This window comes from Myxococcaceae bacterium JPH2 (assembly GCA_016458225.1).
GTDB lineage: Bacteria > Myxococcota > Myxococcia > Myxococcales > Myxococcaceae > Citreicoccus.
On sequence record JAEMGR010000015.1, the window covers coordinates 110,689 to 136,649 of the forward strand.

Genomic DNA, 25,961 nt, shown 5'->3' on the forward strand with positions numbered 1-25,961 from the left:
AGGGACGAGGATCATGAGAGTCCGCGTCCAAGCATTGGGCATGGTCTCGTGTCTCGGTGCTGCCACACCCGCCTGCGCTGCGTTTCGCGCCAATCTCTTTCAACCATCGCAGTCGCCCGACGCAGAGGTCGCGGAGCCAGGAGACGATACACCGCAGCCGGTCACGATCTGCAGCGCGCCGATATCCACGTTCGGGTTCAGTGGCGTCGGGAGACTCGTCGCGCTGACCTGTGAAACACTCAAGGATCTGTGCTCGCGCGTGGACCTCGCGACAATTGAACCAAGCACAGGCTTCTTCATCGCACTCCCGGATCCGTCCGAGCGAGGACTTGAACTCGGCGACTTGGACGAGTCGCTCCAGGACCGCTTGAATGGACTGGGAACGCGAGTGCTGACGCAGAGCCTGCGGAACCTGGGACTCTCCTGGAAGGGACCCTTGCGCTTCTTTGGCGGAGGACACATCGCATTCACTCAAGCCCTCCACGCAGCACAGGTCGAACTGATGCGTCGGAGCATGAAGGCCTGCGTGGTCATGGGGCTCGACTGCCTTGTGGAGGAGGACACGATTCAGTCGCTCGCCATCGACCAGCGACTGAAGTCTCCCGCACGCCCTACCGGACTTATCCCTGGCGAGGCAGGCGCGGCCCTCCTGCTCACGACGGAACCCCCGGTGAATGACTCTCGCAACAAGCCCGCCGTGGAACTTCGCGCGATCCGCTTGGGGGTTGAGGCGTTCTCACGTGGCGCAGACAAACCCTCTGATGGACGAGCACTGGCAGGATGCGCGCGCGATGCGCTAGCTGTGGACGGCCACATCCAGGGAACTCCTCTGCTGGTGAGTGACCACAATGGTGAGGAGTGGCGCGCGAGGGAGTGGGGAATGGCATTGCTTCAATTGCGAGCGCTGGGGCCGGCCTTCGACGCGCCCCCCACTTGGTATCCGGCCATCGGTTTTGGCGAAGTAGGAGCAGCCTCCGGCGCGGTAGGAGCTTGCCTGGCCATACGTGGGCTGGAGCGCGGGTATGCCCCCGCGACCTCCTGCCTCGTCCTGTCTTGTGCAGACGACGCTGGCCGCGCAGCATTCCTTCTGTCGGCGGAGCCTCACCCTCTCAACAAGGGAGCAAAGTCATGAGTACGGGTGAAGTTCGTCACGAACCCAATTCGGAATTGGCCAAGCGGCTCAACGACATCTACAAGCGCAACGCCAAGCGCAAGGACGAGAAGCGTTCGAAGGCCAAAGAGGAGAAGAAGAAGAAAAAGAAGGATGAGCCTCCGGCGCCCGCGGATGGGCACATCGACCCGAATGCTCCGCTCAAGGGCCTCCTGGCCAAGGGGGACAACTACGCGCGGCGGGGTTATCTGTACCTCAAGGCGCAGAATGGGCGAGGCGTATATCGCGACTTCAGCCATGCCCACCTGGAGGAAATCCGGGACATGGTGAAGGAGCGGGCGGAGTTTCCCGGGGGGCCGAAGGAGAACTTCAATCCGACATATACCCAGCAGCATCCCTACCCCTGGGAAGCACATCACATGCTGCCGGGTTCAGCATTCTATTACGAGATGAAGGATGGGAAACCCGCCTTCACTTACAAGCAGATTCGGCTGATTCTCGTATCCGAGTACAACATCAATCACGGCCACAACGTCATCAACCTGCCGTCCGAGGACTGGGCCGTGCCAGTCCACGCACTCATCTGCCACCCCAGCGACCATGCCGCCTACACCATGCGGATCATGGACGAAATGCGAAAGTTATCCGCCAAGCTCCAACAGACCATCGACAGCATCAAGGACCATGGCAATCTCCCCGAATTGATGTTCGAGGAGCTGAAGGCGCTTGAAGAGGACTCCTGGGAATTTCTCGTTGAGCTGAGTCGGGCCATTGTCGCGGCCAAGGTCGCGGGTGTGCGCTTTACCGGAGCCGGCTCCGAACACGTCCGCTACGCGAACAAGGACGGCACGACCCAATACGACTGGGGCAGTCTCTGGTAGGAAGCGAACACCCATGAATTACTGGATCCTGAAAGCAGAGTCAGCGGACGGCGGCATCATTGATGCGCTTCCCAAGGACAGTCCAACCCACTGGAAGTTCAGCACCGGAGAGCCACTGGGCCGGCAGTTCCCGGCCGGCGGCAAGGTCTCTTTCTCCGACCACTTCCCGGATCGACGCAAGGTCTACGACTTCGTCCGCAATACGGTCGGAGTGCTGCTCGTCTCCCCCCGTGTGAAGCAGGTGCTCGACGAATTGAGGGTGGAGAACGTGGAGTTTCTCCCCGTCACACTGTGCGACCACCAATGGAACCCCGTCGCAGACGGATATGGCCTTCTCAATGTCCTCGGAGCCCAGGACGCCATTGACATGGAGAAGTCGAAGTATCGGATGAGCAACCTCGTGAAGACGGACATCGCGAGGATGAAAAACTTGGTGCTGACCGAGAACCAGATCGACCCCAAGGCAGACATCTTCCGCGCCAAGCACATGATGGAACTCATCCTCGTCTCGGGTCGCGTCCTCGAAGCACTCGAGAAGGCGGGCGTGACTGGGCTCAAGGCACTTCCAGCCAACGGCTACAATGAAATGGCCGTGGGATAAGAGTCACTCTGGTCACGGAGGAGAATGAGGTGACTCGACTTGCTGCACTGCGGAATGACTCGGGGCGAGCCGTCCAACGGGTGCTGCGTTCATTTGATCCTCTCGCCAACCGGGAGTCCCTCATTCGTGACGTGGAGGAACTGTGCGTCCATTTCCACGTCATTGCGGTTGCCACCTTACTGGTGGATGGGAACCCCCAGGGTTTCTTCCTCAACTTGTGCCGGGCAGGAGAGAACTGGCGACGGCTGCTGAAGACCCTGCGTGCGAGGGGACTTCCGATGCCTGCGTCACGACACACCGCGCCACTCGCGGGCGCCCTCACCGCAGGAGACTGGGCGCTCGCGGAACAACTGGCAGCACTCTCCGAAACGCGCTGGATTCCTGACGAGGAGTACAGAACGGAGCACGCCCAAGCCCAGCTCCTCTGCGCACTCGTCGGCCCCGGAACGCGTGACTCAGCCCTCGCGTGCGCCGAGTCCCTTGAGGCGCTGGGCGGCCCAGGAAACGAGCAGCGCGCCGCTTGTGCCAAAGCCCTGCTGGATGCTGATTCGGAAGCGTTCGTGACAGCCTTTCGCGCGGCCTTGCTCGTCCATAGCGAAGACGTAGAAAAGAAGGCCAAGCTCTTCACGACTCCCGTTACTCGCTTCGCCCCTCACCGCTCCATCTGGATGGAGGGACTCGCACTGCTGCGACTCGCGGAGCGCGCGGGGATTCCCACCTTCGACGAGGCCTTCCTCTACTGCCCACCCCTCGCGCGACTGCCCATGGCCGAGAGGTATTGCGGTGACTGGGTCCTCGCACTCGATCCGTAGTTTCCACTTCCGTCCATCTGCGCCATTCACCGCTCCGGGCTCCGGCAAAGCGCAGCGGAAGGCAGCTCCGCAGCGAGCACGGAAAGGCTCCGAGCTGCGGAGCTATCGAGTGAACCAGCGCGATGAGCCCGCTGCCAACTTGATTCAGGAGCGCGCCCTCTCCATCACGCCACCTTGCCCACCAGGATGGAGTAGGGGCTGTCCGTGGAGATGATGCGGTCCAGCTTGAAGCCCCCTTCGGCGAGCAGCACACCGTACTCGCCCTGTGTCCGCTCCCGGCCTCCCGTCAGCGAGAGCATGATGAGGTCCATCGCCACGGCCGGGTGGGGCTCGGGGCTCTCGGGCAGCATCATCTCCAGCACCAGCACCTCCGCGTGGGGCGGGGCCACCTCCCGGATGCGCCGGAAGATGGAGATGGCTTGCGGGTCCAGCCAGTCGTGGAGGACGTTGCTCAACAGGTACACGTCGGCGCGAGGCAGTGGCCCCACGAAGAAGTCCCCGGATTGGCCCTTCATGCGCGGATGCGTCAGCGCGTTCGCCACCACGTCCGGCAAATCGAACAGCGTGCCGCGCGCGCGAGGCGTGGCATCCAGAATCGCCGAGAGGATGTGACCCCGGCCTCCGGCAATATCCGCGATGTGCTCGTAGCGGTGGAAGTCCATCCCCTGGAGCACCGCGCCGATGGCCATGTGGGACTTGCTGTTCATCGCCGCGTCGAAGATGCGCGCCTCCTCCGGACGGGCCCGCAGGTACGGCCAGAGCCCTCCCGGCGACACCACGTCGCATGCGGTGTGCCCCGTCCGGAGCGTGCCCCCCAACACCCCCGCCGCGCTCCAGTTGATGTCATTGCCCATCATCAACACGAGGGACCGCTGGGATTGAGGGTGGTTCTCCTTCAGGTGCTCGGAGGCGTCCGTGTGCGCCCACCCGTTGCCGCGCCGCTCGAACACCCCATTCGAGGCCAGCATCCGCATCATCCGATGGAGCGAGTCCGCATGGGCGCCCGTGGCCCGCGCCAACTCCTCGGAGCTCATGGGGGTGTTTCCCAGGACGTCCGCCACCCCGAGCTGCGTCACGAGGTGCAGACACCGGGGCGCGAAGTATCCGACGCACAGGCTGAACAGGAACGCAGGGGCTGGAATCGCTGGCATGATGACTCCCGTCGACAAGCCATGACCTGTCTGCGATTGCCACCCTACTCACTTCTCACCAGTGCCCAGCGGCCCTCAAACCTGGGTGTCGCTCAGCCGACACTCACCCGAGATGCGGGGCCTTGCCCTGTCCGCAAGGCCCTCACGCCCGCAGGTTCACTGCGACGCCCGAGCAATCTCCGTGGGGCTCATGCCCAGGAAGCGGCGCAAGCAGCGGGCCATGTGACTCGAGTGCGAGAAGCCCGCCTCCAGCGCGATCTCCGTCAGGCTCAGGCGCCCTTCCATCAAACGCAGCCGCGCTCGCTCCACGCGACGCTCCAGCACGAAGCGATGCACCGGCATCCCCGTGGCCTGTTTGAACAGCGGCTTGAAGTGAGACACGCTGAACCCCGCCACCCCCGCCAGCTCCACCAGCGTCAGGTCCTCGTCCAGGTGCGCCTCGATGTACTCGACCACCTGGCGCAGCCGCCACGCTGGCAAGGCGTGACGACGCTTGGGCTCCGAGGCCTCCGTGTGGGACTGCAACGCGAACAGCCGCGCGGCCAGCGCCGTCGCCAGGCTGTCCACGAAGAGTCTCCCACCCGGATATCCGTCGTGGTCCTCGGCCTGCATCATCCAGCCGATGCGCTCGACCTGCGGGTCCCGGATGTGGATGGCGGGATCCAACGCCGCCCCCTGCCCCCCCACCCCCGTGGCCTCCGCGACCTCGCGCATCAGCTCAGGCGTCAGCCGCAGGAGCAACGAGCGCGCCGGCGCCGACAACGTCCACCGCGTGCTCGACCCCGCCGGCACCACGCAGAACTGACCGTGGAGGCGCGCCCCCTGGCGCTCCGCGGTCCCCACGCGATACGTCACCGGGACCGGGTCGCCCACGTGCAGGCAGAGCACATGGCGGTCATCCACCGGCGAGTCGAATCGGCCGGACGGAACCGGTGACGTGAGCACGTCGAGCAATGGCATGCGCCCCGGTCCAAGGCTCTTCAGCAACGTGGCTGGCAGGCTCGGGTAGCACGAGGGTCGATCGGTCATCGCAGGAACCTTCCTCATCGGGCTGCCGGGCTGCAACACGGAAGATCATCCGTTTGTGCCCGCGAACAGCCAGATATGCGCGCGCCGAAATAACCTCGCTGCAACTATTGGCGCGTTCTCTCCCCCCTGGAGCACGCCTCATGAACCACCGATTCTTCCTCAAGTTCGCGGGTATCGCCTTGGCGGTCAGCACGCTCGGCGCCTGCGCATCACACCCGGAGTCGCACTCTACCCCGGCCGGCGTCAGCGCGGCCCAGGTGACGGACGCGGCGGCCTGGCGCGCGGCGCGGCGCTTCGCCCCGCTCTCGTTCGGAAAGATTGCCTACGTGGAGCGAGGCACGGGCGACGCGGCCGTTTTCCTCCACGGCGCCCCTCTCAACGGCTTCCAGTGGCGCGGCGCCTTCGACCGGTTGTGCAACGTCCGGCGCTGCATCGCGCCCGATTTCATGGGCCTGGGCTACTCGGAGGTCCCCGCGTCCCAGCCGGTGGCCGCTTCCGACCAGGTGGACATGCTCGCGGCCTTCCTTGACTCGCTCGGCGTCTCCCAGGTCGACATCGTGGCCAGTGACAGCGGCGGCGCGGTCGCCCAGCTCTTCCTCGTGAAGTACCCGCAGCGGGTCAAGTCGATGCTCTTGACGAACTGCGACACCGAGCCCAACAGCCCGCCGCCCAGCGTCATGCCAATCATCGAGATGTCTCGCGCGGGGACGCTCGCGGACTCGACCGCGGAGTGGCTCACCAACCCGGACAAGGCTCGCGCGACGTTCGGCGCGGGCGTGTTCGAGCATCCCAGTCAGCTCACCAACGAGATCGTCGAGTTCTACGCCGCACCCATGGTGAGCTCGCCGCTGCGCAGGGAGCAGTATCACGCCTTCCACCGGGCGCTGGCCCCCAACCCGCTCGCGGGAATCGAGGCGAAGCTCAAGCGCACGCACGTCCCGGTCCGCATGGTCTGGGGCGCGAGCGACACCATCTTCCCGGTCGCGGATGCGCAGTACCTCGACCGCACGTTCCCCGGCTCCCAGGGCATCCGCTTCGTGCCGAACGGCAAGCTGTTCTTCCAGGAGGAGAACCCCGACATCATCGCCGAGGAAGCCCTCCGTCTGTGGAAGGTGAAGTGAAACAGACGAGCCGCTCCGTCCTGAGAGGAGCGGGCCCGTCTGGCATCTCCTCCAGCTCCGCTCAGGGGCTGGGGCGGCAGTAGCCTCGAGGATAGGCGTAGCAATAGAAACCGGTGGGGCACGGCGGCAGCGCCGGGCCGCACGCCGGGGGATTGTCCAGCTCACACGTGCCACGGACTCCGGTGGTGCTGCAGTGGTAGCCCGAGGGACAGGGCGGGAGATTCGTCCCACAGTTCTGGATCTCCGCCTGACCCGTCGTGCCCAGCTCCCCCTGGTCATCGACGGCGACGGCACCACCGCAGCCCACCACCCACGCGCACGCGAGCCACAACGCTCCTCGGATGAAGCCTGTTTGCATGAATGCCCCCGGCCAATGAATGGCTGTCTGACAACGCATTCACGCTATCACGCGAGGCTGTCGTGCGACGTCAGCCCTTGTCATTCCGTATCATCGAAAAGATTGCATCCATGTTTCATTTCGCCAGGGATGCCAGGAAGCGGTCGAGGCTGGCGTGGAAGGACTCCGGCGCGTCCATCTGAAGCCAGTGACTCGTCCCCGGTACGACGTGGTGCGCCAGCGTCGATGACAGCACGTGCAAGCTGCGCGGGGAGGCGTTGGGCGGGGTGACCACCGACAGCGCGGGACCGGCGTAGCGCCGAAGCGCCGCCACCGGGTCGAAGGTGAGCATGGCCCGGAAGCCGCCCACCACGCTCTCGCGCGGGGTCGCGCGAAGCTGCGCCATCACCTCCCGAGCCACCTCCGGACGCGCGCCCGCCAGGGCTTGCTCCCAATACGCCTCCAGGACCTGAGAGGACTCGGCGGAATCGAGCGCCGCCACGAAGGCCTTCGCGTCCTCGAGCCCCTGCACATCCGGCACGGGGTCCACCAACAACACTCCCGCGACCCGCTCGGGATGCGCCGCGGCGCAGGCGAGCACCACGTCCGCGCCGAAGCTGTGGCCTACCAGCACCGCGCGCCGCACGCCCAATCCCTCCAGCGTGCGCGCGAGCTCTTCACCCAGCACCTCGATGTCGTAGCGTCCCTCCGGAGGAGCGGGCGAGCGCCCGTGCCCGCACAAGTCCACCGCGATGACTCGGCGCGAGTCGCGCAGGTGACGCACCTGCGCCGCCCACTGTCGCGCGCTGCCTCCCAGGGAGTGCACGAACACCACCGGCGTACCGCCCGTGCCTTCATCCTGGGTCGCCATCCGCTCCATGCGTCCTCCTGCGCTCGCGAAGGCCCTCGGTCCCACCGTGGCGGGTGCGCAGGCCATCAGCCCCAACGCCAGACATGCGGTCAACCACCCGAGCCCCGCGGCTTCGCCTGACCGTCTCGTCCGCGTGGCGCGGCCCGCGCTTCGATGCCTTGGAATCATGCGGACAGACTGCCGTGCCCGCGAACCCGCGCGCTTGGACGGATGTGCCCCCTTGGACAAACGTGCGCGGACTCAGGCGCGGCGTCGCTCGGCACGGTAGGCCGAGGGAGTCCGGCCCATCAGCGCCTTGAACGCGCGAGTCAGGTGACTGTGGTCGCAGAAGCCCGCGTCCAGCGCGATGTCCGTCAGGCTCGCCTCGCCTTCGACCAGGGCGCGCGCCGCGAACTCCACGCGGAGCCTCCGGACATAGGCGCCCATCCCCACGCCACACCAGCGACGGAACCCTCCCGCCAGTTCGGCAGGACTCACTCCCGCCACGGCGGCCACGGCTGGAACGGACAAGGGTTCGCGGTAGCGCGCCTCCACCTGCTCTCGTGCCCGCACGAACCAGACAGGTGGCGCTCCTCGCCGTGAACGCTGCGCGCGCGAAACCTCCACCATCGCTTCCAACAGCAGGGCATGCAGGGCCAGCGGACTGACCGAGTCCCCCAGCCTCAGCTCCCGCCCCATGCGCGCCAGGAGCCGAGGAAGCGCACGGGTCCGCTCCACGGCCGCGGGCTCCCAGCGCTCCAGCGAAAGGCCCTGCGCGAGCGCCCAGGCCGGACTCAGCTCCACGAGCAGGAAGTGCGCGGGTGCGTCGCCATAACGTCCACCGTGCCGCTCACCCGGCGCATGGAAGCTCACGCTCAGGGGGGCACGGGGTCCCGGAGCCCGACCATGGCGCTCCTCGTAGTGTCCGCCCAGGAGCAAGCCCAGGTGCGCCACCGGATGCGCATGCGAGGGCTCGTCGCGGTGCCCCGTCACCCGGGCGAGCGCGAGCCCCGCCCCCGGCGCGATGACCGCGCGCTGAACCGACAGAGGGCCCTGTGTGGGCCCACCACGAGAGACCGCCATGGGTGCAGCATGCGAACAGCCCCGGGTCCCGGCAACCCCTGCGACTATTTCAGGCTCGACCGATGAGTTTCGCGCCCACGGGGAGTCTCTCAAGAAAACCCGGGGCGCGAAGTGAAGCGTGCCCTTGGGACACCAGGAGCAATGCCCATGACCCGAGTGTTCTTCGATGTGACCGTCTCCCTCGATGGCTACCTGGCGGGCCCCGACCGAGGCCCGGACAATCCCATTGGAGGCCGAGGCCCGATGCTGCACGCGTGGCTCTTCTCGCAGAGGGCCTTCCGGCGAATGTTGCAACTCGGTGACGGGGGAGAGACGGGCGTGGACAACCAGCGGATCGAAGAGACGATTCAGCGCATCGGCGCCAACGTCATGGGCAAGCGGATGTTCGAGGAGGGTGAACGCCACTGGCCCGAGGAGGCCCCCTTCCACACGCCGGTCTTCGTCGTGACGCACGAAGTCCGCGCGCCCTGGGAGCGCAAGGGCGGAACCACCTTCCACTTCGTCAACGACGGCCTCGAGCAGGCGGTGCGTCGGGCACGCGAGGCGGCGGGAGACAAGGACGTCCGCATCTCGGGAGGCGCGCACACCATCGTCGAGGCCCTCAACGCCGGGCTGGTCGATGAGTTCAACCTCACGGTGGCGCCGTGCTTCTTGGGCACGGGCCTCCGCCTGTTCGACGGCCTCGACGCGAGCCGCGTCTCGCTCGAACTCGTGGACACCCTGCCCTCCCCCAGCGTCTCGCACCTGCGCTACGCCGTCCGGAAGCCATAGCTCCACGCCCTCACCGGCGGGTTCGCACCACTCACCGATGCCCGCCTCCCGTCACCGATGCGGGCCCTCGCGCCACGCACGTCGCCCCTAGCGTTCCTTCGGCGCCGAGCCCATCCCCTCGGCGCACGGAGGCTCGCCGTGTCCGACTTCGTTGCCACCCGCAGAACGCTCCTCACCGGGGCTGCCGCAGCCACCGCGAGCCTCGTGCTCCGGCCTCGGCTCGCCCTGGCCGCGGCCCCACCGCGTCCTCGCACCGGCTCGGCGCTCATCCGCCTCTTCTCCAACGAGAACCGCTATGGCCCGTGCGAGGGCGCGCAGCGCGCCATTCGCGAGTCGCTCTACCTCAGCAGCCGCTACTCCTCGCTCGACGTCCTCAACGCGATGAAGCAGCGGATCGCCGACCTGGAGGGGCTGACGCCGGACCATGTCCTGCTCACCTCCGGGTCCGTCGAAGTGCTGACCTGCGCCGCCGCCGAGTACGCCGCGGGAGGCGGTCGCATCGTGTGCGCGAAGACCACTTTTGACGTGCTGCCCACCTACGCCGAGCGCATCGGCGGCAAGGTGCACCGCGTGCCGCTCGACGCGCATGAGGTCCACGACCTCGCGGCCATGGAAGCCGCGGTGGACGCGGACACGCGGCTCGTCCTGGTGTGCAATCCCAACAACCCCACGGGGACGCTCCTCGACTCGGCCCGCCTGCGCGCCTTCTGCGAGACGGTGTCGGCGCGCACCACCGTGTTGGTGGACGAGGCCTACCTGCACTACGTCGAGCCCGCTCCTGGCCTCTCCATGGTGGACCTGGTGCGCGCGGGGAAGAACGTCATCATCTCGCGGACCTTCTCCAAGATTTATGGCCTGGCCGGCATGCGCATCGGCTACGCGCTGGCCCCGCCCGCCGTGGTGAAGCGCCTGCTCGAGCTGCGCATGGGGCTCATCAACTCCACGGGGCTCGCCGCGGCGTATGCCAGCCTGGAGGACACGGAGTTCGTCCCTCGCATGCGCAAGCTCAACGCGGAGTCGCGCAAGCTCATCACCACCGTGCTGGATGACGCAGGCATCAAGTACCCCATGAGCCACGGCAACTTCCTGTGGTTCCCCCTCCGCGCCCACCAGCTGGACCTCCCCGCGCGCTTCATCCCGCACGGCTTCTCGCTCACCACCGTGCCCACCCGGCCCATCCCCGCGGACGTCGCGGCGCTGCGACTGACCCTCGGAACAGTGGAGGAGATGCGCACGCTCGCGCCCCTCCTGAGAGCCGCCCTGAAGGCCTGACCCAGTGCATCTGGTAGCTTGCGCGCATGTCTCAGCGTCCAGCCTCCGCGCCTTCCTTCTGGACCCTCCAGCTCGGAGGATGGGGGCTGTACGCGGGCCTGCTCATCATCACCTTCCTGCCCATCCTCTCCGCCGAGGGCGGCGCCCTGAACCTCGTGGTGGTGAAGGTCGTGCGCGCGCTGTTCGGACTGAGCCTCAGCAGCGTGTTGCGCCTGGGCTACCGGCCCCTCTTCCCGGGCACCTTCAAGCGCCAGGCCCTGGCGTCCATGGTCGGCAGCGCCCTGCTCGGCACCGTCTGGATGGCCTTGGGCGAGGCCTGGGCCGCGTGGTTCTACCCCCAGCCCTACGACTGGCCGGGCAACAGCGTCCGACTGCCTCGCTTCGCCTACGACTACGCCATCACGCTCTTGGGCTGGAGCGCGCTCTATTTCGGCATCAAGCACGCGCGCGCCTTGCAGGCCGAACGAGAGCGAGCCCTTCGCGCGGACGCCCTCGCACAAGAGGCGAGGCTCACGTCCCTGCGGCACCAGATGCATCCGCACTTCCTCTTCAATGCGCTCACCTCCGTGCGGGCACTCATAGGAGAAGACCCCTCGAGAGCGCGTCGCATGGTGACGGAGATGGCGGACTTCCTGCGCTTCTCCCTCCAGAAAGGCGACGCGCCCAACGTGCCGCTGGAGGAAGAGCTGGCCATGGTGCGCAGCTACCTGAGCATCGAGTCCGTGCGCTTCGAAGAGAAGCTGGACGCGACCATCTCTGTCGCGAAGGGCTTGGAGCAGCTCACCGTCCCCGCGTTCCTCATCCAGCCCCTGCTGGACAACGCGGTGAAGCACGGGATGGCCTCGGGCGTATTGCCTGTTCGAGTGCGCCTCCGCGTGACACGCGAGGGCCCGGTGCTGCGCATCCAGGTCGACAACACGGGCCAGTGGGCGCCGCCCAGCCGAGGGCCCGGAGCCCACGGCACCGGCACGGGGCTGCGCAACGTGCGCGAGCGCCTGGCCCAGCTCTTCGCGGACCGCGCGACGCTGGAGCACTCGGAGACGGACGGATGGGTCCACGTCGTCGTCGAGCTACCCGCGCGGGAGTGGACCGCCCCCTTCACCGAGGATGCCCATGACGTCGCCACTGCGCGCGTTGCTGGTGGATGACGAGCGGCTCGCGAGAGTCGAGCTGCGCGAGCTCTTGGCCCCTCACCCGCTCGTGAAGGTGGTGGGCGAGGCCGACGGCGTCGCCTCCGCACTGGAGCGCATCCAGGCACTACAGCCCGACCTGCTCTTCCTCGACGTGCAGATGCCGGGAGAGAGCGGCTTCGACCTGCTCGCGCGCCTACCCGAGTGCCCCTTCGAGGTCATCTTCGTGACGGCCTATGACGCTCACGCGCTACGGGCCTTCGAGGTCAACGCGCTGGACTACCTGCTCAAGCCCGTGCACCCGGAGCGCCTCGCGCGAACGCTGGCGCGACTGGAGACCGGCGAGCGACCCAAGCCCGCGCCACCCCTGGGGCCCGTGCGCCAGAAGCTCGCCGAGCACGACATGCTCTTCCTCGAGAACAGCGCCCGCTCGCGCTTCGTGCGCGTGGACCAGATTGTCTGTGTTTGCGGCGCCGGAGACTACGCGGAGGTCGTCACCGCGGACGGCACACACACCTTGTCTCCACGTCCCCTGAAGGAATGGGAGGCGCGACTGCCAGAGCAGATGTTCGCGCGCATCCACCGTTCGGCGCTGGTCAACCTCGCCTTCGTCGAGCGGGTGGACCGCAGCCTGAGCGGCGGCGGTGACGTGCACCTCCGCGGCCTACCCGAGCCCCTTCCACTGAGTCGAAGCCACGCCGCGGGGCTGCGCGAGCGCTTCGGCTGAAGCCGCTCACCCGCGCAGAACACGTTCGAAGCGCGGCACACGGTGCGCAGCGATCCAGTCACGGGCAGGTCGACGGTGGTCGCGAGCAGGCTGCGCATCGGTCTGCCCGAGAGCGCTCCTTCCCGCCGCGCGACCTGCCCACGGGCGTCGCCCAGGGGCGCTCGGGCACCGTCTACCTGACGCCCGACATCGAGAGCGCCCTCTACGGCTTCGTCCCCGAGCCCTGAGAGGACGACCAGACCGCAGGAGCCCTGGACTCCTGCGGCAACCCTCCGGCTCAGGGTTCGATCTGCGGCTGCAACGTCCAACTGAAGATGGAGTCCCCCATGGGGAGCGTCCCGGACAGTTCGCCATTCGGCTTCACGAGCTGCGGTGTGGCCGAGGGTTCACCCGAGTCCGTGAAGAGGATGTTCCCGGGGGAATCCAGCTCCGGCCCCTGGCAGTCCTTGCCACTGACGGCGACGCTCACGATGCGTCCGTCGCCGAGCGCCGTTCTGTACGCGCGCGATGCGTGCGACAACCAGCCCTGGGTGTCGGGATCCGGTGACTTCAATTCATTGAACGGGTTCATCAACATCGCCCCGCCCGTGGGCCCCATTGAGTACTTCGTGGGCACGAACGAGTAGCTGCAGCCATTGCGCGAGTAGCTGATGTCGAGCGTGAAGTCGCCGCTGGCCGCCAAGATCATGAAGGCCCCGAGCCGCTTCGTGTGTGGGAAGTTCGGATGATCATAATCCGCGGTCGCGAAGGCACCCAGCACCTGGTACTCCAGGTCCGCGTCGATGATCTTTCCCCGGCCCGACCAGCCCGGCGCCACCAGGACCGCCTTCGAAGTCCCCTTGTACTTCCAGCAGCCCACGTTGCTGCGCTTGAGGTACGGCGTCTTCGCCGCCTTCAGGCTCCCGCCGCCGCCGGGCGCGAACTTCGCGTTGCTGGTGATGATGATGAGGTCCTTGACCCGCTGTGATTTCATGTCGCGGCAGAGGCCCACGTACTCGTATTCGCTCCAGTCCTCCTCGTGCCACGCCCCGCTCGCGTCGTTCCAGAGCGCCAGCACCTTCACCGGCTCCTTCGACTCGGTGATGTTCTTGAACCACCCGTTGTGGAACAGCAGGGAGCGCGTGTTCGAGTCGCTGAAGGTGAAGTGGTGGTAGCTGTTGGCCAGGTTGTTCAGCTCGGTGTCGAGCTCTTCCTTGAGTTCGGGCGTGCCGGCCAGGTCGCCCTTGAGCGCGTTGAACTTCACCTTCTCCTTGAGCGCGTCCCACGTCTTGAAGGACTCCGCCTGGGTGTCGATGGGCGCCTGGTTCCAGAGCACCTTCGCGAACTCCGGCCAGACCTTCTCCAGTTTGCCGGGGGAGACGGAGTCCACCGCGGTGAGGCTGGATGTCTCCGTGGTCAGCTTGTCGAGCGCCGCCACCACGACGCCCGGGCCGTACTTCTTCGACAGGAATTGGAAGAACAGGTAGGCGCCGTAGTCGCGTGCGGCATTGCCCGCATCCGGCGAGGTGCAGTGGCCCTGGGTGCGGTTCTCCAGGTGCAGGTCCGGGGTGCTCATGAAGCAGTCGGCGTATTGGTGCTCGAGCTGCAGCGACTGTCCAAATACCTGGTCGATGGCCCAGTTCGCGGTCGCATCGCGGATCCACCCGTAGCTGTTCTGCGGGCCCTTCGTCTTGGAGGCCCACTGGATGGCGTGCATCAGCTCATGCGTCGCCCCGGCTTTGAGTGAATCATTGTCAAGCCCGTCCCAGAGCTGGATGTAGGTGGCCGCCTGCGTGTTGTCGAGACCTTCCGGAAGGGTCAGCCCGTAGCCGCCCATGTTGCGGACCAGGTAGAGGTCGATCTGGGAACTGCCCCCGTTGCAGCCAGCGTAGGCCTCGTCGGTGAGTGGAGCCTTGAGCCCCAGCGCCATCAGCTTTGGCCAGATCTCCTTCTCGATGGTCTCGTCGAGGAGCTGGGCCTGCTCGCGCTGACCCGAGACGGCGTACTCGAACCAGACCTTCACCTTCGCGGAGGACTTCGACAGGGAGTACCAACCGTCGGAGCTGGGGCGGCAGGAGGGCCGCTTCATGCTGCTCAGCCGGGCGTCAGGCAGGGGCACGTTGAGCCAGCTTCCCGGGTCATCTGGGCGCAGCAGGTACATCCCGAGTTCTTCCTGCATCGGCGCGGAGAGGCTGTTGAAGCGCTCGCGCAGCGTTTCGAGGATGGTGACGTCGAACCCACGCTCGGCCCGGGCCTTGTACTGGAGGGGCAGGCGGGGATCGCTGAACGCCGCGTACACCTGGTAGGCCAGCAGCTCCTCGTCGTTGATGAGGCCGGCTTCACGCGCGGACGCCAGCACCTCGTCACTCGAAGGCTGGGACGCGTCGGTTGGCATCACGATCACCGACAGGGTCGCGCTCGCCGACCCCGCCTGGGCCGTGATGACCGAGCCGCCAACGGCCACGCCCTTCAGCCGGCCGTTCGTCACCGTGGCGTACTCCGGCAGGTAGGAACTCCAGGTCACCTGGACGTTCCTGAGCACCCGTCCGGTGCTGTCGACCGCCTGGGCGGCCAGCGTCAGGGATTCACCCACCAACAGCGTCGCCCCGTTCGGCGAGAGGATGAGCGCGGCGACCTTGTCGGTCTCGTCGTCCTCCCCGGGGGTTGGATCGGGTTCGGTGGAACCGCAGGCGAGGATGAACGTGAGCAGGCACAGCGCGAGCCGGGAGGCTCCATGAAACACAGTCATTGCCAGACCTCAAAGTGGCGAAGAGGCAGACAAAATACCATGGGCGGTTTCCGATGAAACTCCTGGCGGTACAATGACAGAATGTCATGACAGAAGAAGGCCCCTGTTGCCTGGGAGGCAACAAGGGCCGGGGGCGGCTCCCAGCGGCACCACGCAGACGCACCGGCCTCTCCCCGTGCAGAGACGCCGTCTCATCTAGAGACAGCACCCTGCCGAAGTTCGCAGCACCAATCGGACCCCGATTGAAGGACAACCGCAGGCCCTTTCCCCCAACCCCTGAACATCATTCACTTTTCTACCGTTCAGAGAGTTTGCGCTCTCTAGAGAAAACAGAGAACGAGTTCGCACAGAGATTCATTCGGGGAAGACCCGTCGAGAGCGCGTCGCATGGTGACAGAGATGGCGGACGTCCTGCGCTTCTCCCTCCAGAAAGGCGACGCGCCCAACGTGCCGCTGGAAGAAGAGCTGGCCATGGTGCGCAGCTACCTGAGCATCGAGTCCGTGCGCTTCGAAGAGAAGCTGGACGCGACCGTCTCTGTCGCCGAGGGCTTGCAGCAGCTCACCGTCCCCGCGTTCCTCATCCAGCCCCTGGTGGACAACGCGGTGAAGCACGGCATGGCCTCGGGCGTATTGCCTGTTCGAGTGCGCCTGCGCGTGACACGCGAGGGCCCGGTGCTGCGCATCCAGGTCGACAACACGGGCCAGTGGGCGCCGCCCAGTCGCGGGCCCGGAGCCCATGGCACCGGCACCGGGCTGCGCAACGTGCGCGAGCGCCTGGCCCAACTCTTCGCGGACCGCGCCTCGTTCGAGCGCTCGGAGACAGACGGCTGGGTCCACGTCGTCGTCGAGCTGCCCGCCCGGCAATGGACTGCCCACATCATCGAGGATGCCCATGACGTCGCCGCTTCGCGCGCTGCTGGTGGATGACGAACGGCTCGCGAGAGTCGAACTGCGCGAGCTCCTGGCCCCCCACCCGCTCGTGAAGGTGGTGGGCGAGGCCGACGGCGTGGCCCCCGCGCTGGAGCGCATCCAAGCCCTGCAACCGGACCTGCTCTTCCTCGACGTGCAGATGCCGGGAGAGAGTGGCTTCGACCTGCTCGCGCGCCTGCCCGAGTGCCCCTTCGAGGTCATCTTCGTGACGGCCCATGACGCGCACGCACTGCGGGCCTTCGAGGTCAACGCGCTCGACTACCTGCTCAAGCCCGTGCACCCGGAGCGACTCGCGCGAACGCTGGCGCGACTGGAGACCGGCGAGCGACCCAAGCCCCCACCGCCCCTGGGGCCCGTGCGCCAGAAGCTCGCCGAGGACGACATGCTGTTCCTCGAGAACGGCGCCCGCTCGCGCTTCGTGCGCGTGGACCAGATTGTCTGTGTTTGCGGCGCCGGAGACTACGCGGAGGTCGTCACCGCGGACGGCGCCCGCACCTTGTCTCCCCGTCCCTTGAAGGAATGGGAGGCGCGACTGCCCGAGCGGATGTTCGCGCGCATCCACCGTTCGGCGCTGGTCAACCTCGCCTTCGTCGAGCGGGTGGACCGGAGCCTGAGCGGCGGCGGTGACGTGCACCTGCGCGGCCTGCCCGAGCCTCTGCCCCTGAGTCGCAGTCACGCCTCGGGGCTGCGCGAGCGCTTCGGCTAAATCCTCTCACCTGCGGCAGAACACCTTGGAAGCGCGGCCCACGGTGCGCATCGGTGCCGCGTGTCATCCTCCGGGCTGACACAGAGCGCAACGAACTGCGCATCGAGGTCGCCAACACCGGCACCTTGAGGCGCACGGCGGCGGGTCGATGACGAGCGGAGGGCTCGCGAGGCTCACCGCGTCCGAGGTGACACGGACAATTCCACTTCACGCGATACGGAGGACCACTCGCCCCTGAAGGAGATACACCTCGCCAGAGGCAAGGCGCACCCCGACGTCACCGTCTTCGAGCAGGTCCCAGACGGCCGCGCCATCGAGCACGAGTTGACCGATGCAGGCGATGACAGCCATCTTGTCTGGATCTCCCATGGCGCGCACATCCTCGCTTCGCCGTGCTTCGTCTTCTTCGTCGCTCACGAGTGTCGAGGCGGGGGATGGGAGCTGTGTCGCACGACATGCTTGCCTGGAGCCTGGTTTGACCTTCACGGCGTTCACCCGGGCCGCGAGCACTCGTGGAGCGCAGTCAATCGATGCGCAGCCAACGATTCCGCGCGGGTCGTCTCAGGAGGACTTCGACGGCGCTGAGCGCTGAAACAAGAGATGAGGCCCGCACGAGGGCGTACGGGCCTCACCTTCCTTGCGGCCGGCGGCAAAGTCGATCGTCGGCGCGCGACTCCACTCAGATGGCTTTCTTGATGAGCCCGAGCTGCGTCATCGCCGTGAGGCCATCATCGAGACCCACCTCCTCGACGACCTTCCCGTTGATCACCTTCAACACGGTCGTGCCGGTGAAGTGCATCTTGCGGCCCGTCGCGGCGGGAAGACTCCCAGTCAGGAAGTCATTGAAGGCCGGCCCCGTGTGAGTGCCGCCCCCCTCCCACCGACCGACGACGTAGTCGCCTTCGGCAATCAGTTCAGCGGTACCCCAGAAGTGGAGGTCGGGGAACGCCGTGCGGAAGTCGGTCATGAACGCCTTGATGTCCGCGCGTCCGCGGCGAGGCGCATGAAGCGAATACTGGAGCAGCATCTCCGGCGCGGCAATCTCATCCACGACCTTGAGATTGACATTCTTGCCCCAGAAGTCGGTGAACCAGCGACCGACGACGGCCTTGTTGTCCTGTTCCTTGCCCATGAGCCTGTCCTTTCATTGACATTGAGATGTCATCGAACCGTTCGATGAGCTGGATTGAGGAGTAGCCGATGGGCGCGCCATCTAAACTCCGATTCTTGCCTTCAAACTCGCGCGATTGGAGCACAGAGACGATGCGTCCCTCCGCTGTCTTGGCCGCCAGTTCCTATCGAGCCATGGACAATTTCCATTTCGCGTACTCCACGGGCATGCAAACGGCGCACGGCCGATAACCCGCGGCGACCGCGGCCGGCTCGTCCCGGAAGAAGACCCGGTTCTTCGCGTAGCCTCCGCGCGCGAGCGCTTGCAGCGCAGCACGACAGTCGAAACGGCCATACAGTCGGCATCCGCGATGGCCCCCGAGCGTCCCGGGCTCAGCGCTCTGATATGGCTTTCCGTCCCTACCCATCAGTGTCCATGAGACGGTCACGCTCCCGCTCCTGAAGGCGGCAAGCGCCAGAGGTACCAGGCCGCCACGGTGCGGTAGGGGCTCCAGGCGACACCGACGTCACGCATGCGGCGCGGCGTCGGGGTCTCGTCGAGCCCCTTCAGGCGTCGATATCCCTCACGGACCCCAAAGTCGCTGATCGGCAGGACATCGGAGCGCTCCAGGCTGTAGATGAGGAGCATCTCGACGGTCCATCGCCCGACACCGCGCAGCGTCGTGAGGCGCTCGAACAGTGCCTCGTCGCTCATGCTCCGCGCTTCGGCGAGGGCTGGCACGGTCCCGTCGAGAGTCGCCTGAGCGATCCCGCGAATGGCCACGAGCTTGGCCGCGGAGAAGCCGCACGCGCGTTGCTCCTCGTCTTTCATCGCGAGGATCTGCTCCGCCGAAGGGAATGCCGCGCCTGGATAGAGCGCGAGCCATCGGCCGAGGATGGCATCCCCTGCCTTCGCATGGAGCTGTTGGTACGCGATGGCCCGGACGAGTGCCTCGTAGGGCTCGCGTGTGGGCTTCGCTTCCAGTCGACAGGGCCCGACCGCCGCGACGTGGCGCGACCAGTCCTCATCCACGCGGGAGAGGAACTGGGTGGCACGCCGCAACTGTTCCGGAGAGAGGTCTGCCTTCACCGTGGTCATGGGCGAGAGCAGGTCAGAACCCAGGGAACAACTCGGTTCGAGGCGCGACCCGCTTCGTCGGGAGCGCCCTCTCATGCTCGAGGAGCCATTGCTTGCGCGACAGTCCCCAGGCGAAGCCCTTGAGGTCGCCGTTGCTCGCAATCACGCGATGACACGGAACCACGATGGCGATGGGATTGGCGCCAATCGCCGCGCCAATCTCGATGGCGGCGCGCGGATCTTGAAAGCCGAGCGCCTTCGCGAGCTTGCCGTAGCTCGTGGTCGTCCCGGGCGGGATGCGCCGCAGGGCGTCCCACACGCGCTCCTGCAACGCGGTCCCCACCGTCGCCGTCGGGAGTGACTCCAGTGCGGTCAGCTCACCCGCGAAGTACCGTTCGAGCGCTCGTGCGATGGATGCGGGCACGGTGACCTCTTGCAGCGCGCTGTCGCCATGTCGCTCGCGCAGAGCGCGGAGCAGGTGCCAACGCTGGTCGGCGAACCCAAGCGAGTGCAAGACGTGTTGCGCGTCGGTGGCGAGCAGGATGTCGCCAAGCGGTGACGCGAGCTGGCTCAAGGACAGTGGGTTCATGACGTTCTCCTCCGCTGGAGACGCCTCGCGCGCCTCGGAGGACAACATGCTTCGAGACGGTCGATGCCACACTCCGCTCCTTGCGGCCGAATTCGTCGGCGCGTTCAGCGGGGCGCGTCTAGCCAGCGCGACGGAGGGTGAGGTTGAAGCGATGAGCGCCGACCACCGGATGGACTGCTTCCTTCAACGGCTGGACACCGTGGAAGCGAAGGCGATCCACTCCGCCCCACACGGCGACGTCACCGTGGCGCAAGGGGACTCGCGCCGCGGGGTCCGTCCGCTTGTGGCCTCCGAACAAGAACGTCGCGGGAATGCCGAGTGAGACCGAGATGATCGGTGCATCAAACGCGCGTTCATTCTTGTCTTGATGCAGCGTGAGCCTCGAACCCGGCACATAGCGATTCACCAGGCACGCGTCAGGCATGAAGTCGGGGAACCCCGTCTCCGCGGCTGCCGAGCGCGCAAGCCGCCCAAGGACGTCCGGCATCGATGGCCAGACTTCACCTGTCAGCGGGTCGAGCTCGGTGTACTGGTAGCCGTGACGATCCGTCGTCCATCCGAACCGTCCACAGTTCGTCAGCGCGACCGACATCGTAAAGCCACCGGGCGTCTGCATGTGCCGAAACGGCGACCGCTGCTCGACCCGGGTGATCGCTTCGAGGAGTTCCTGCGCATCGTCGAGCGCGAATCCGCGGAGCACGAACGCCTGCTCCCCCAGGGCCTCGACGGTCCGTGGCATCGCGCTTTCGTCGAACAGCGCGAGCGTCATCGTGGCGTCTCCGAAGCCGTGGAGAGCCATGACCGCGTGGGAGCGGGAGCTCTTCCTTCCATGGGACAGAACCTAGCGGCGGCCTGCGCCCTGTTCACTCCGAAGCTTGCTCTCAAACTCGAACCGCGCGCTCACCCCGTCGCGGCGACCGCGCCCTCCAGCGGCTCGGTGATGATCTCCACCTCCGTGGTGGTCATCAGCTTGTGGATGGGGCAACGAGCCACCGCCGCGTGCAGGCGCGCCCGCTCCTCGGGGCTGAGGTTGCCGTGGAAGGTGTGGCGCACCTTCAACACGTAGACGCCCTGCCGCTCGCGGCTGTCGTCGCGCTCGACGTGCGTCTCCACCCGCTCCAGCGCCATGCCATGTTGCTTCGCGTACCAGGACGCCGTGAGTGCCTTGCAGGCCGCCAGGGACGCATCGAAGAAATCGTGCGGCGTCGGCGCGGAGCCGGCGCCGCCCTGCGCGGCGGAGATGTCCGAGTGGAGGGTGTGCCCCTCCACCTGGAGGACCTGCCGGAACGCGCGGGGCTGCTCCGTCTGACTATCAATGGACATGAGGGTCCCGAAGGTACCGAAGCCTCAGGCCGCCTGACCAGCGACCTGCGCCGGGGCCGCCTGCACCTCCAGTGTGATGTCGATGCGCTCGCCCACCAGCACGCCACCCGCCTCCAGCGCCTGGTTCCAGGTCAGCCCGAACTCGCGGCGGTCGATGGACGTCTTCGCCTCGAACGCGGCCTTGAGGTTGCCCCACGGGTCCTTCGCCACACCGAGCTGCTCCGCCTCCAGCACCACCTCGCGGGTGATGTCGCGGATGGTGAGCTTGCCCGTCACGCGCAGGCCGTGCCCGCCCGCCTTCTCCACCTTCGTGCTCTCGAAGCGCATCGTGGGGAACTTCTCCACGTCGAAGAAGTCGGCCGAGCGCAGGTGGTTGTCGCGCTGCGCGACGCCCGTGTTGACGCTCGACGTCTGGATGTCCACGACGACCGACGACGCGGTGGGGTTCGCCTCGTCCAGGTTCAGCGTCCCGCTGAACTGCTGGAAGCTGCCGCGCACCTTCGCCACCACCATGTGCCGCACGCTGAAGTGGATGCCCGTGTGCGTCGTGTCGATGTTCCAGGTCTGAAGAGCCATGACTGTCTTCCTTTTTCGTGAGGTGTGTTGCGTTGACGAAGAGGAAGGTAGCGGTGGGGGGCGCTCCGGATTAGACGGGACGAACAGGATGGACTGTTCCACCCACGGGACAGTCACCGATTCCCCCTCTGAGACCATGGACCTGAACGAACTCCTCATCTTCGCGCGGGTGGTGCAGACCGGCAGCTTCACGGCGGCGGCGCGCGGCCTGCGCATGCCCAAGTCCACGGTGAGTCGCAAGCTGTCCGAGCTGGAGGAGCGCATCGGCGCGCAGCTCCTCCAGCGCACGACGCGCAAGCTGCACCTGACGGAAGTGGGGCGCGCCTACTACGAGCACTGCGAGCGAGTGGTCGCCGAAGCAGAGGCCGCCGAGCTGGCCGTCACCCGCATGCAAGCGGGCCCTCAAGGCCTGCTGCGCGTCACCACGCCGCTGACGTTCAGCTTCATCGCCCCGTTGGTCCAGACCTTCCTCAAGCGATACCCGGACGTGCAATTGGAGCTCTTGTGCACGGACCGCGCGGTGGACCTGATGGAAGAGGGCTTCGACCTCGCGGTGCGCGCGGGGAAGCTGGCGGACTCCTCGCTGATGGCGCGCCGGCTGGGTGACATCGAGCGGGTGGCCGTGGCCTCGCCCGAATACTTGAAGGCACGCGGCACACCTCGCACACCGGCCGACCTGACGAAGCATGACTGCCTCATCTTCGGCACCACGCTGGAAGGCAACGTCTGGACCTTGCACGCAGGAGGGCGCTCGGTCGACGTCAAGGTGAGCGGGCGGCTGGTGGTGAACGAGCCGGACATGCTGCGCGCGGTGACCATGGCGGGGGCGGGCATCGCGCTGTTGCCCAGCCTGCACAGCGCCGAGGACCTGACCAGCGGGCGCCTGCAGCGCGTCCTGCCGGATTGGAGTTCCGCGGGCGCGCCAGTGCATGCGGTCTACCCGCCCACGCGCCACCACGTGCCCAAGGTGATGGCCTTCGTGGAGTTCCTGCGCGAGCAGTGGCCCGAGCGACAAGAGTCCCTCAAGCGCGTGCCTCGCTGATTGGGCGTCCGCGTTTCGTTCCATGGGTGGAACGGAGCGTCCCGGTTTCCGCGTCTGGCGAGATGGGGTTCGAACCCCCATTGTGGTGTTCAGAAAAGGAGCACCCCACCATGTTGAACGTTCGCCCCTCCAATGCACGCGGTCACGCCAACCACGGTTGGCTCGATTCCCACCACACCTTCTCGTTCGGGGAGTACTTCGATCCCCAGTTCATGGGGTTCCGCACCCTGCGCGTCATCAACGAGGACCGGGTCACCTCGGGCGAGGGCTTTGACACGCACCCGCACCGGGACATGGAGATCATCACCTACCCGCTGAGCGGCGCCATCGCGCACCGGGACAGCACGGGAGGCCAGGGCCTGCTGCGCGCCGGTGAGGTGCAGCGGATGACCGCCGGCACGGGCGTCATGCACAGCGAGATGAACGGCTCGGACGAGGACGTTCACTTCCTGCAGATCTGGATCCTCCCGAACCAGAAGGGCCTGAAGCCGTCCTATGAGCAGAAGCACTTCCCGGAGCAGGAGCGCCAGGGCCGCTGGCGCGTCGTGGTCAGCCCTGACGCGCGGGACAACAGCCTCTCCGTGCACCAGGACGTGGTGCTGTCCAGCACGCTGCTGAGCAAGGGCGAGAAGGCCGAGTACACCCTGGCTCCGGGCCGTCACGCCTGGGTTCAGATTGCACGCGGCGCCGGCACGCTCAACGGCGTGGCGCTCAAGGCCGGTGACGGAGTCGCCGTCTCGGATGAGTCTCGGCTGGAGCTGGTCGCCACCGAGCCCCTGGAGGCCCTGCTGTTCGACCTCGCGTGAGCCCGCCGCGAGCCCACCGCCCGCCGGATGAAACATCCGGCGGGCGGACGCGCGTCACCGGAACCAGCGCATCTGGACCGAGGTGAGAGTCTCCAAATAGCCATACTGCGGCCAGCTGGCGAGCACCTTTCCTCGCGTATTGCTCGCCAGGCCCATTGGGATCACGTGCGCATACGAGCCCGCAATCACCTGACCCTCCGCCTCCCATCCCGAGCATGGGGTGTATCGACGCAGCCTCAGGCCCGACCAATCGCTGGCACCGCGCGACAAGCTTCGCAACGCGATATCAAATCGACAGGGCACGCAGGCTCTGTCTTCCAGCCATCCGCCAAGGACCACTGCTGGCCTCCGTGTCCCGAGCCAGGGCCCATCCCCGAGGCGTGTGCTTCGCCTCAGCTCTTGTCGAGCCGCGCCATCTGGCTCCGGGCGTCCGAGCGAGCCGTCTCCGCTCTCTGCCCCGCGTCCTGGATGTGATCGAGCGCCCGTGCGCGACTGCTCGCCAGGGATTGGAGCGCGGCCGCGCCTTCCGACTCCGCCTCATCCGCGGCATCGAGCGCCTGGGCTCCGATCGCGGCGAGCTTCGCCGCGGCCACATCCGACATCAAGGTCGCGGCGAAGTGCTGCTGCTCCGGGAGCGGCTGCTGACAGAACTTCTTCTTCCCATTCTCCCGACAGAAGGCATCGGCGCGGTTTCCCAGCAGTCCACGCAGCTCCACCCCAATCTTCCGGCTGACCGCCAGCATGCCAATGAACGCGGTCACCTGCCCCTCGGCCGCGAGCAGGTAGGCGCGAAGCTTGTCGACTCTCGGCACCGTCGTGCTGATTCGCGTCGCGACGCCGGTCTGCCACCGCGCATGGGCCTCGCGCACCGTCTCGATGTCCGCGGTGGCCAGGACGACGCCTTGATTCGCCTTCGCTTTCGCATGCGCCGCGGTGACCACGCCCAGCAGCGCCGTCGTGGCGGCATCCTCGACGGTCGCCACCGTGCCAGCGGACGCGGCGGACTCCTTCTCTTTCTGGAGCCGCGTGTGCGCGGACTGGAACTCCATCTTCGTCGTCTGGAGCGCGCCGTAGTACTGCTGGATGGCCAGTCCCAACACGCGATTGGCCGCCACGGTGTCCGCGACCCTTCGCACCGCGGGCTCGGTTCCCAACTTGTTGATGAGCTGCCCGATGGCCCCGACCGCCAATCCACTCACCATGACCCACTTCGAGGCCTCCTTGCCTCCGAGCAAGGGACCCACCGCGCCCACCGTGAGTCCGCCCACGGTGATCCAATCGCCCGAGACAAACTCCCAGTCATGAGCGGGCTCGCGAAACAACTCCATCTCGCGTGAAATCTCGGTCTGGAGCGCGAGCATCTTGCTCGACACCTGCGTGAGCGTCGTCGAGGACTCCGCGCCACCAAACGCCAGGGTTCTCACGACATCGGCGCCGCCCAAGGCCCCGTCTGCCGCGGACACGTTCTTCGACAGAAGCTCCAGGGCCGCACGCTGCTGCTCATTGCGAACCCTGGGCTCGATGGTCGCGGCGATTCGAGCATGCGCCTTCTCAATCTTCTCCACGGCAGGGCACACCTGACGCGAGACCTCATGCTCGCTCATGACCACGGTCATCAAGTCCCGCTCGAGCGCCGTGGCCTCCTCCGAGGTCGCGTTCTCGCCTCGGTTTGTCTTCACATCGATGGCATTCGCCACATCAACGATGGTTCGACACAGCCCATCCAGCTCCGCCTTGAGCCCGAGAACCCGGGTCGCGGCCGAGCTGGCATCGTTCCGCTTCTGCTCGGCCACGCCATGGGCGGCCTGCTTGGAGAAGAACTCCACCTGCGCGTCGATGAGCGCCTGAAGCGAAGTCCGGTACTCGGGCGAGTCGATGGGGTACTTCGCAAGTTCACTCTTGGCGTCGCTCAGCCGCTTCTGGGCAGCCAAGACCTCCGTGCTGGCATTGGCCGCGGCGGTGATCGCGGTCGACTGCTCATTCGCATCGCGTGCGGTGGACTGGTAGTTCAGCTTGACCGTCGGGAATCGCTCCACGGCTCTCGACAGGTTGGTGACTTCGCTCGCGAAGTCCGCATGCGCGAGAACAGGCCATAACCAGACAGCCAGCATCCACGTCTTCGAGCAGTGCATGAGTATCCCCCCGGCCAACAGCCGAACTCTACGTCGGAGCACGCATGGACAGGCAAGACACACGC

The 25,961-nt window shown here is 66.6% G+C and carries 28 protein-coding genes; 13 read left to right on the forward strand and 15 right to left on the reverse strand.

Annotated elements, in window-relative coordinates:
• Positions 1-13 precede the first annotated feature (13 nt).
• Genes JGU66_22495 through JGU66_22510 form a run of 4 tightly spaced genes read left to right on the forward strand, consistent with a single transcriptional unit; the run spans position 14 to position 3,405 of the window.
• The gene (locus JGU66_22495) at positions 14-1,132 is read left to right on the forward strand and encodes a hypothetical protein (protein ID MBJ6763548.1); all 1,119 of its coding nucleotides are present in this window, start codon (positions 14-16) and stop codon (positions 1,130-1,132) included.
• Positions 1,129-1,992: an AHH domain-containing protein gene (locus tag JGU66_22500; GenBank protein ID MBJ6763549.1), complete on the forward strand. Its 864-nt coding sequence runs from the start codon at positions 1,129-1,131 to the stop codon at positions 1,990-1,992. The genes JGU66_22495 and JGU66_22500 overlap by 4 nt, the downstream gene beginning before the upstream one ends.
• A gap of 13 nt (positions 1,993-2,005) precedes the next feature.
• The gene (locus tag JGU66_22505; protein MBJ6763550.1) at positions 2,006-2,593 is read left to right on the forward strand and encodes a hypothetical protein; all 588 of its coding nucleotides are present in this window, start codon (positions 2,006-2,008) and stop codon (positions 2,591-2,593) included.
• A 29-nt stretch (positions 2,594-2,622) separates the two neighbouring features.
• A complete protein-coding gene (locus JGU66_22510; protein ID MBJ6763551.1) occupies positions 2,623-3,405 on the forward strand; it encodes an immunity 49 family protein in 783 nt (260 codons plus the stop codon).
• A gap of 164 nt (positions 3,406-3,569) precedes the next feature.
• On the opposite strand, the gene JGU66_22515 is transcribed toward JGU66_22510, so the two are convergent.
• Together JGU66_22515 and JGU66_22520 are read right to left on the reverse strand one after the other, a co-directional pair.
• Positions 3,570-4,556 (reverse strand): hypothetical protein, encoded by a 987-nt coding sequence (locus JGU66_22515; GenBank protein ID MBJ6763552.1) that lies wholly within the window; start codon positions 4,554-4,556, stop codon positions 3,570-3,572.
• Positions 4,557-4,712: 156 nt separating this feature from the next.
• Positions 4,713-5,585 carry a helix-turn-helix transcriptional regulator gene (locus JGU66_22520; GenBank protein MBJ6763553.1) on the reverse strand — a complete coding sequence of 291 codons (873 nt, stop codon included), beginning with the start codon at positions 5,583-5,585 and terminating at the stop codon, positions 4,713-4,715.
• A gap of 140 nt (positions 5,586-5,725) precedes the next feature.
• On the opposite strand from JGU66_22520, the gene JGU66_22525 reads away from it, so the two are divergent.
• Complete coding sequence (locus JGU66_22525) at positions 5,726-6,706, forward strand: alpha/beta hydrolase (GenBank protein ID MBJ6763554.1); 981 nt, start codon at positions 5,726-5,728, stop codon at positions 6,704-6,706.
• Between the two features lie 61 nt (positions 6,707-6,767).
• Here JGU66_22525 and JGU66_22530 read toward each other — a convergent pair whose 3' ends face one another.
• From JGU66_22530 to JGU66_22540, 3 genes are all read right to left on the reverse strand, one after another.
• Entirely contained in the window at positions 6,768-7,064 is a 297-nt protein-coding gene (locus JGU66_22530; GenBank protein MBJ6763555.1) for a hypothetical protein, read from the reverse strand.
• A gap of 115 nt (positions 7,065-7,179) precedes the next feature.
• A complete protein-coding gene (locus JGU66_22535) occupies positions 7,180-7,923 on the reverse strand; it encodes an alpha/beta hydrolase (protein ID MBJ6763556.1) in 744 nt (247 codons plus the stop codon).
• A 231-nt stretch (positions 7,924-8,154) separates the two neighbouring features.
• On the reverse strand, positions 8,155-8,976 hold the full coding sequence (locus JGU66_22540) for a helix-turn-helix transcriptional regulator (GenBank protein MBJ6763557.1): 822 nt from the start codon (positions 8,974-8,976) through the stop codon (positions 8,155-8,157).
• A 147-nt stretch (positions 8,977-9,123) separates the two neighbouring features.
• Between JGU66_22540 and JGU66_22545 the strand changes: the two genes are divergently transcribed.
• From JGU66_22545 to JGU66_22560, 4 genes are all read left to right on the forward strand, one after another.
• On the forward strand, positions 9,124-9,747 hold the full coding sequence (locus tag JGU66_22545; GenBank protein ID MBJ6763558.1) for a dihydrofolate reductase family protein: 624 nt from the start codon (positions 9,124-9,126) through the stop codon (positions 9,745-9,747).
• A gap of 138 nt (positions 9,748-9,885) precedes the next feature.
• Positions 9,886-11,019 carry an aminotransferase class I/II-fold pyridoxal phosphate-dependent enzyme gene (locus JGU66_22550; protein MBJ6763559.1) on the forward strand — a complete coding sequence of 378 codons (1,134 nt, stop codon included), beginning with the start codon at positions 9,886-9,888 and terminating at the stop codon, positions 11,017-11,019.
• A gap of 26 nt (positions 11,020-11,045) precedes the next feature.
• Positions 11,046-12,167: a histidine kinase gene (locus JGU66_22555; GenBank protein MBJ6763560.1), complete on the forward strand. Its 1,122-nt coding sequence runs from the start codon at positions 11,046-11,048 to the stop codon at positions 12,165-12,167.
• Positions 12,133-12,876 carry a response regulator transcription factor gene (locus JGU66_22560; protein MBJ6763561.1) on the forward strand — a complete coding sequence of 248 codons (744 nt, stop codon included), beginning with the start codon at positions 12,133-12,135 and terminating at the stop codon, positions 12,874-12,876. The genes JGU66_22555 and JGU66_22560 overlap by 35 nt, the downstream gene beginning before the upstream one ends.
• 277 nt (positions 12,877-13,153) lie before the next feature.
• On the opposite strand, the gene JGU66_22565 is transcribed toward JGU66_22560, so the two are convergent.
• Positions 13,154-15,604 carry an Ig-like domain-containing protein gene (locus JGU66_22565; protein ID MBJ6763562.1) on the reverse strand — a complete coding sequence of 817 codons (2,451 nt, stop codon included), beginning with the start codon at positions 15,602-15,604 and terminating at the stop codon, positions 13,154-13,156.
• Positions 15,605-15,991: 387 nt separating this feature from the next.
• Here JGU66_22565 and JGU66_22570 point away from each other — a divergent pair, with 387 nt between their 5' ends.
• Entirely contained in the window at positions 15,992-16,531 is a 540-nt protein-coding gene (locus JGU66_22570) for a histidine kinase (protein MBJ6763563.1), read from the forward strand.
• Entirely contained in the window at positions 16,497-17,240 is a 744-nt protein-coding gene (locus tag JGU66_22575) for a response regulator transcription factor (protein ID MBJ6763564.1), read from the forward strand. Before JGU66_22570 ends, JGU66_22575 begins: the two co-directional genes overlap by 35 nt.
• Before the next feature lie 207 nt (positions 17,241-17,447).
• Here JGU66_22575 and JGU66_22580 read toward each other — a convergent pair whose 3' ends face one another.
• From JGU66_22580 to JGU66_22615, 8 genes are all read right to left on the reverse strand, one after another.
• A complete protein-coding gene (locus JGU66_22580; protein ID MBJ6763565.1) occupies positions 17,448-17,657 on the reverse strand; it encodes a hypothetical protein in 210 nt (69 codons plus the stop codon).
• A gap of 262 nt (positions 17,658-17,919) precedes the next feature.
• Positions 17,920-18,372 carry an ester cyclase gene (locus tag JGU66_22585; protein ID MBJ6763566.1) on the reverse strand — a complete coding sequence of 151 codons (453 nt, stop codon included), beginning with the start codon at positions 18,370-18,372 and terminating at the stop codon, positions 17,920-17,922.
• A 163-nt stretch (positions 18,373-18,535) separates the two neighbouring features.
• On the reverse strand, positions 18,536-18,778 hold the full coding sequence (locus JGU66_22590; protein ID MBJ6763567.1) for a metal-binding protein: 243 nt from the start codon (positions 18,776-18,778) through the stop codon (positions 18,536-18,538).
• Positions 18,779-18,795: 17 nt separating this feature from the next.
• The gene (locus tag JGU66_22595) at positions 18,796-19,449 is read right to left on the reverse strand and encodes a DNA-3-methyladenine glycosylase 2 family protein (GenBank protein ID MBJ6763568.1); all 654 of its coding nucleotides are present in this window, start codon (positions 19,447-19,449) and stop codon (positions 18,796-18,798) included.
• A 13-nt stretch (positions 19,450-19,462) separates the two neighbouring features.
• Positions 19,463-20,017, reverse strand: a complete 555-nt coding sequence (locus JGU66_22600) for a methylated-DNA--[protein]-cysteine S-methyltransferase (GenBank protein ID MBJ6763569.1) — start codon at positions 20,015-20,017, stop codon at positions 19,463-19,465.
• A 118-nt stretch (positions 20,018-20,135) separates the two neighbouring features.
• A complete protein-coding gene (gene alkB, locus JGU66_22605; GenBank protein ID MBJ6763570.1) occupies positions 20,136-20,786 on the reverse strand; it encodes a DNA oxidative demethylase AlkB in 651 nt (216 codons plus the stop codon).
• A gap of 131 nt (positions 20,787-20,917) precedes the next feature.
• Positions 20,918-21,340, reverse strand: coding sequence for an OsmC family protein (locus JGU66_22610; GenBank protein ID MBJ6763571.1), 423 nt, complete (start codon positions 21,338-21,340; stop codon positions 20,918-20,920).
• A gap of 24 nt (positions 21,341-21,364) precedes the next feature.
• Entirely contained in the window at positions 21,365-21,916 is a 552-nt protein-coding gene (locus tag JGU66_22615) for a YceI family protein (GenBank protein MBJ6763572.1), read from the reverse strand.
• Positions 21,917-22,052: 136 nt separating this feature from the next.
• On the opposite strand from JGU66_22615, the gene JGU66_22620 reads away from it, so the two are divergent.
• Positions 22,053-22,958 (forward strand): LysR family transcriptional regulator, encoded by a 906-nt coding sequence (locus JGU66_22620; protein MBJ6763573.1) that lies wholly within the window; start codon positions 22,053-22,055, stop codon positions 22,956-22,958.
• 110 nt (positions 22,959-23,068) lie between these two features.
• Positions 23,069-23,764, forward strand: a complete 696-nt coding sequence (locus JGU66_22625; GenBank protein MBJ6763574.1) for a pirin family protein — start codon at positions 23,069-23,071, stop codon at positions 23,762-23,764.
• A gap of 392 nt (positions 23,765-24,156) precedes the next feature.
• On the opposite strand, the gene JGU66_22630 is transcribed toward JGU66_22625, so the two are convergent.
• Entirely contained in the window at positions 24,157-25,896 is a 1,740-nt protein-coding gene (locus JGU66_22630) for a hypothetical protein (GenBank protein MBJ6763575.1), read from the reverse strand.
• Positions 25,897-25,961 lie beyond the last annotated feature (65 nt).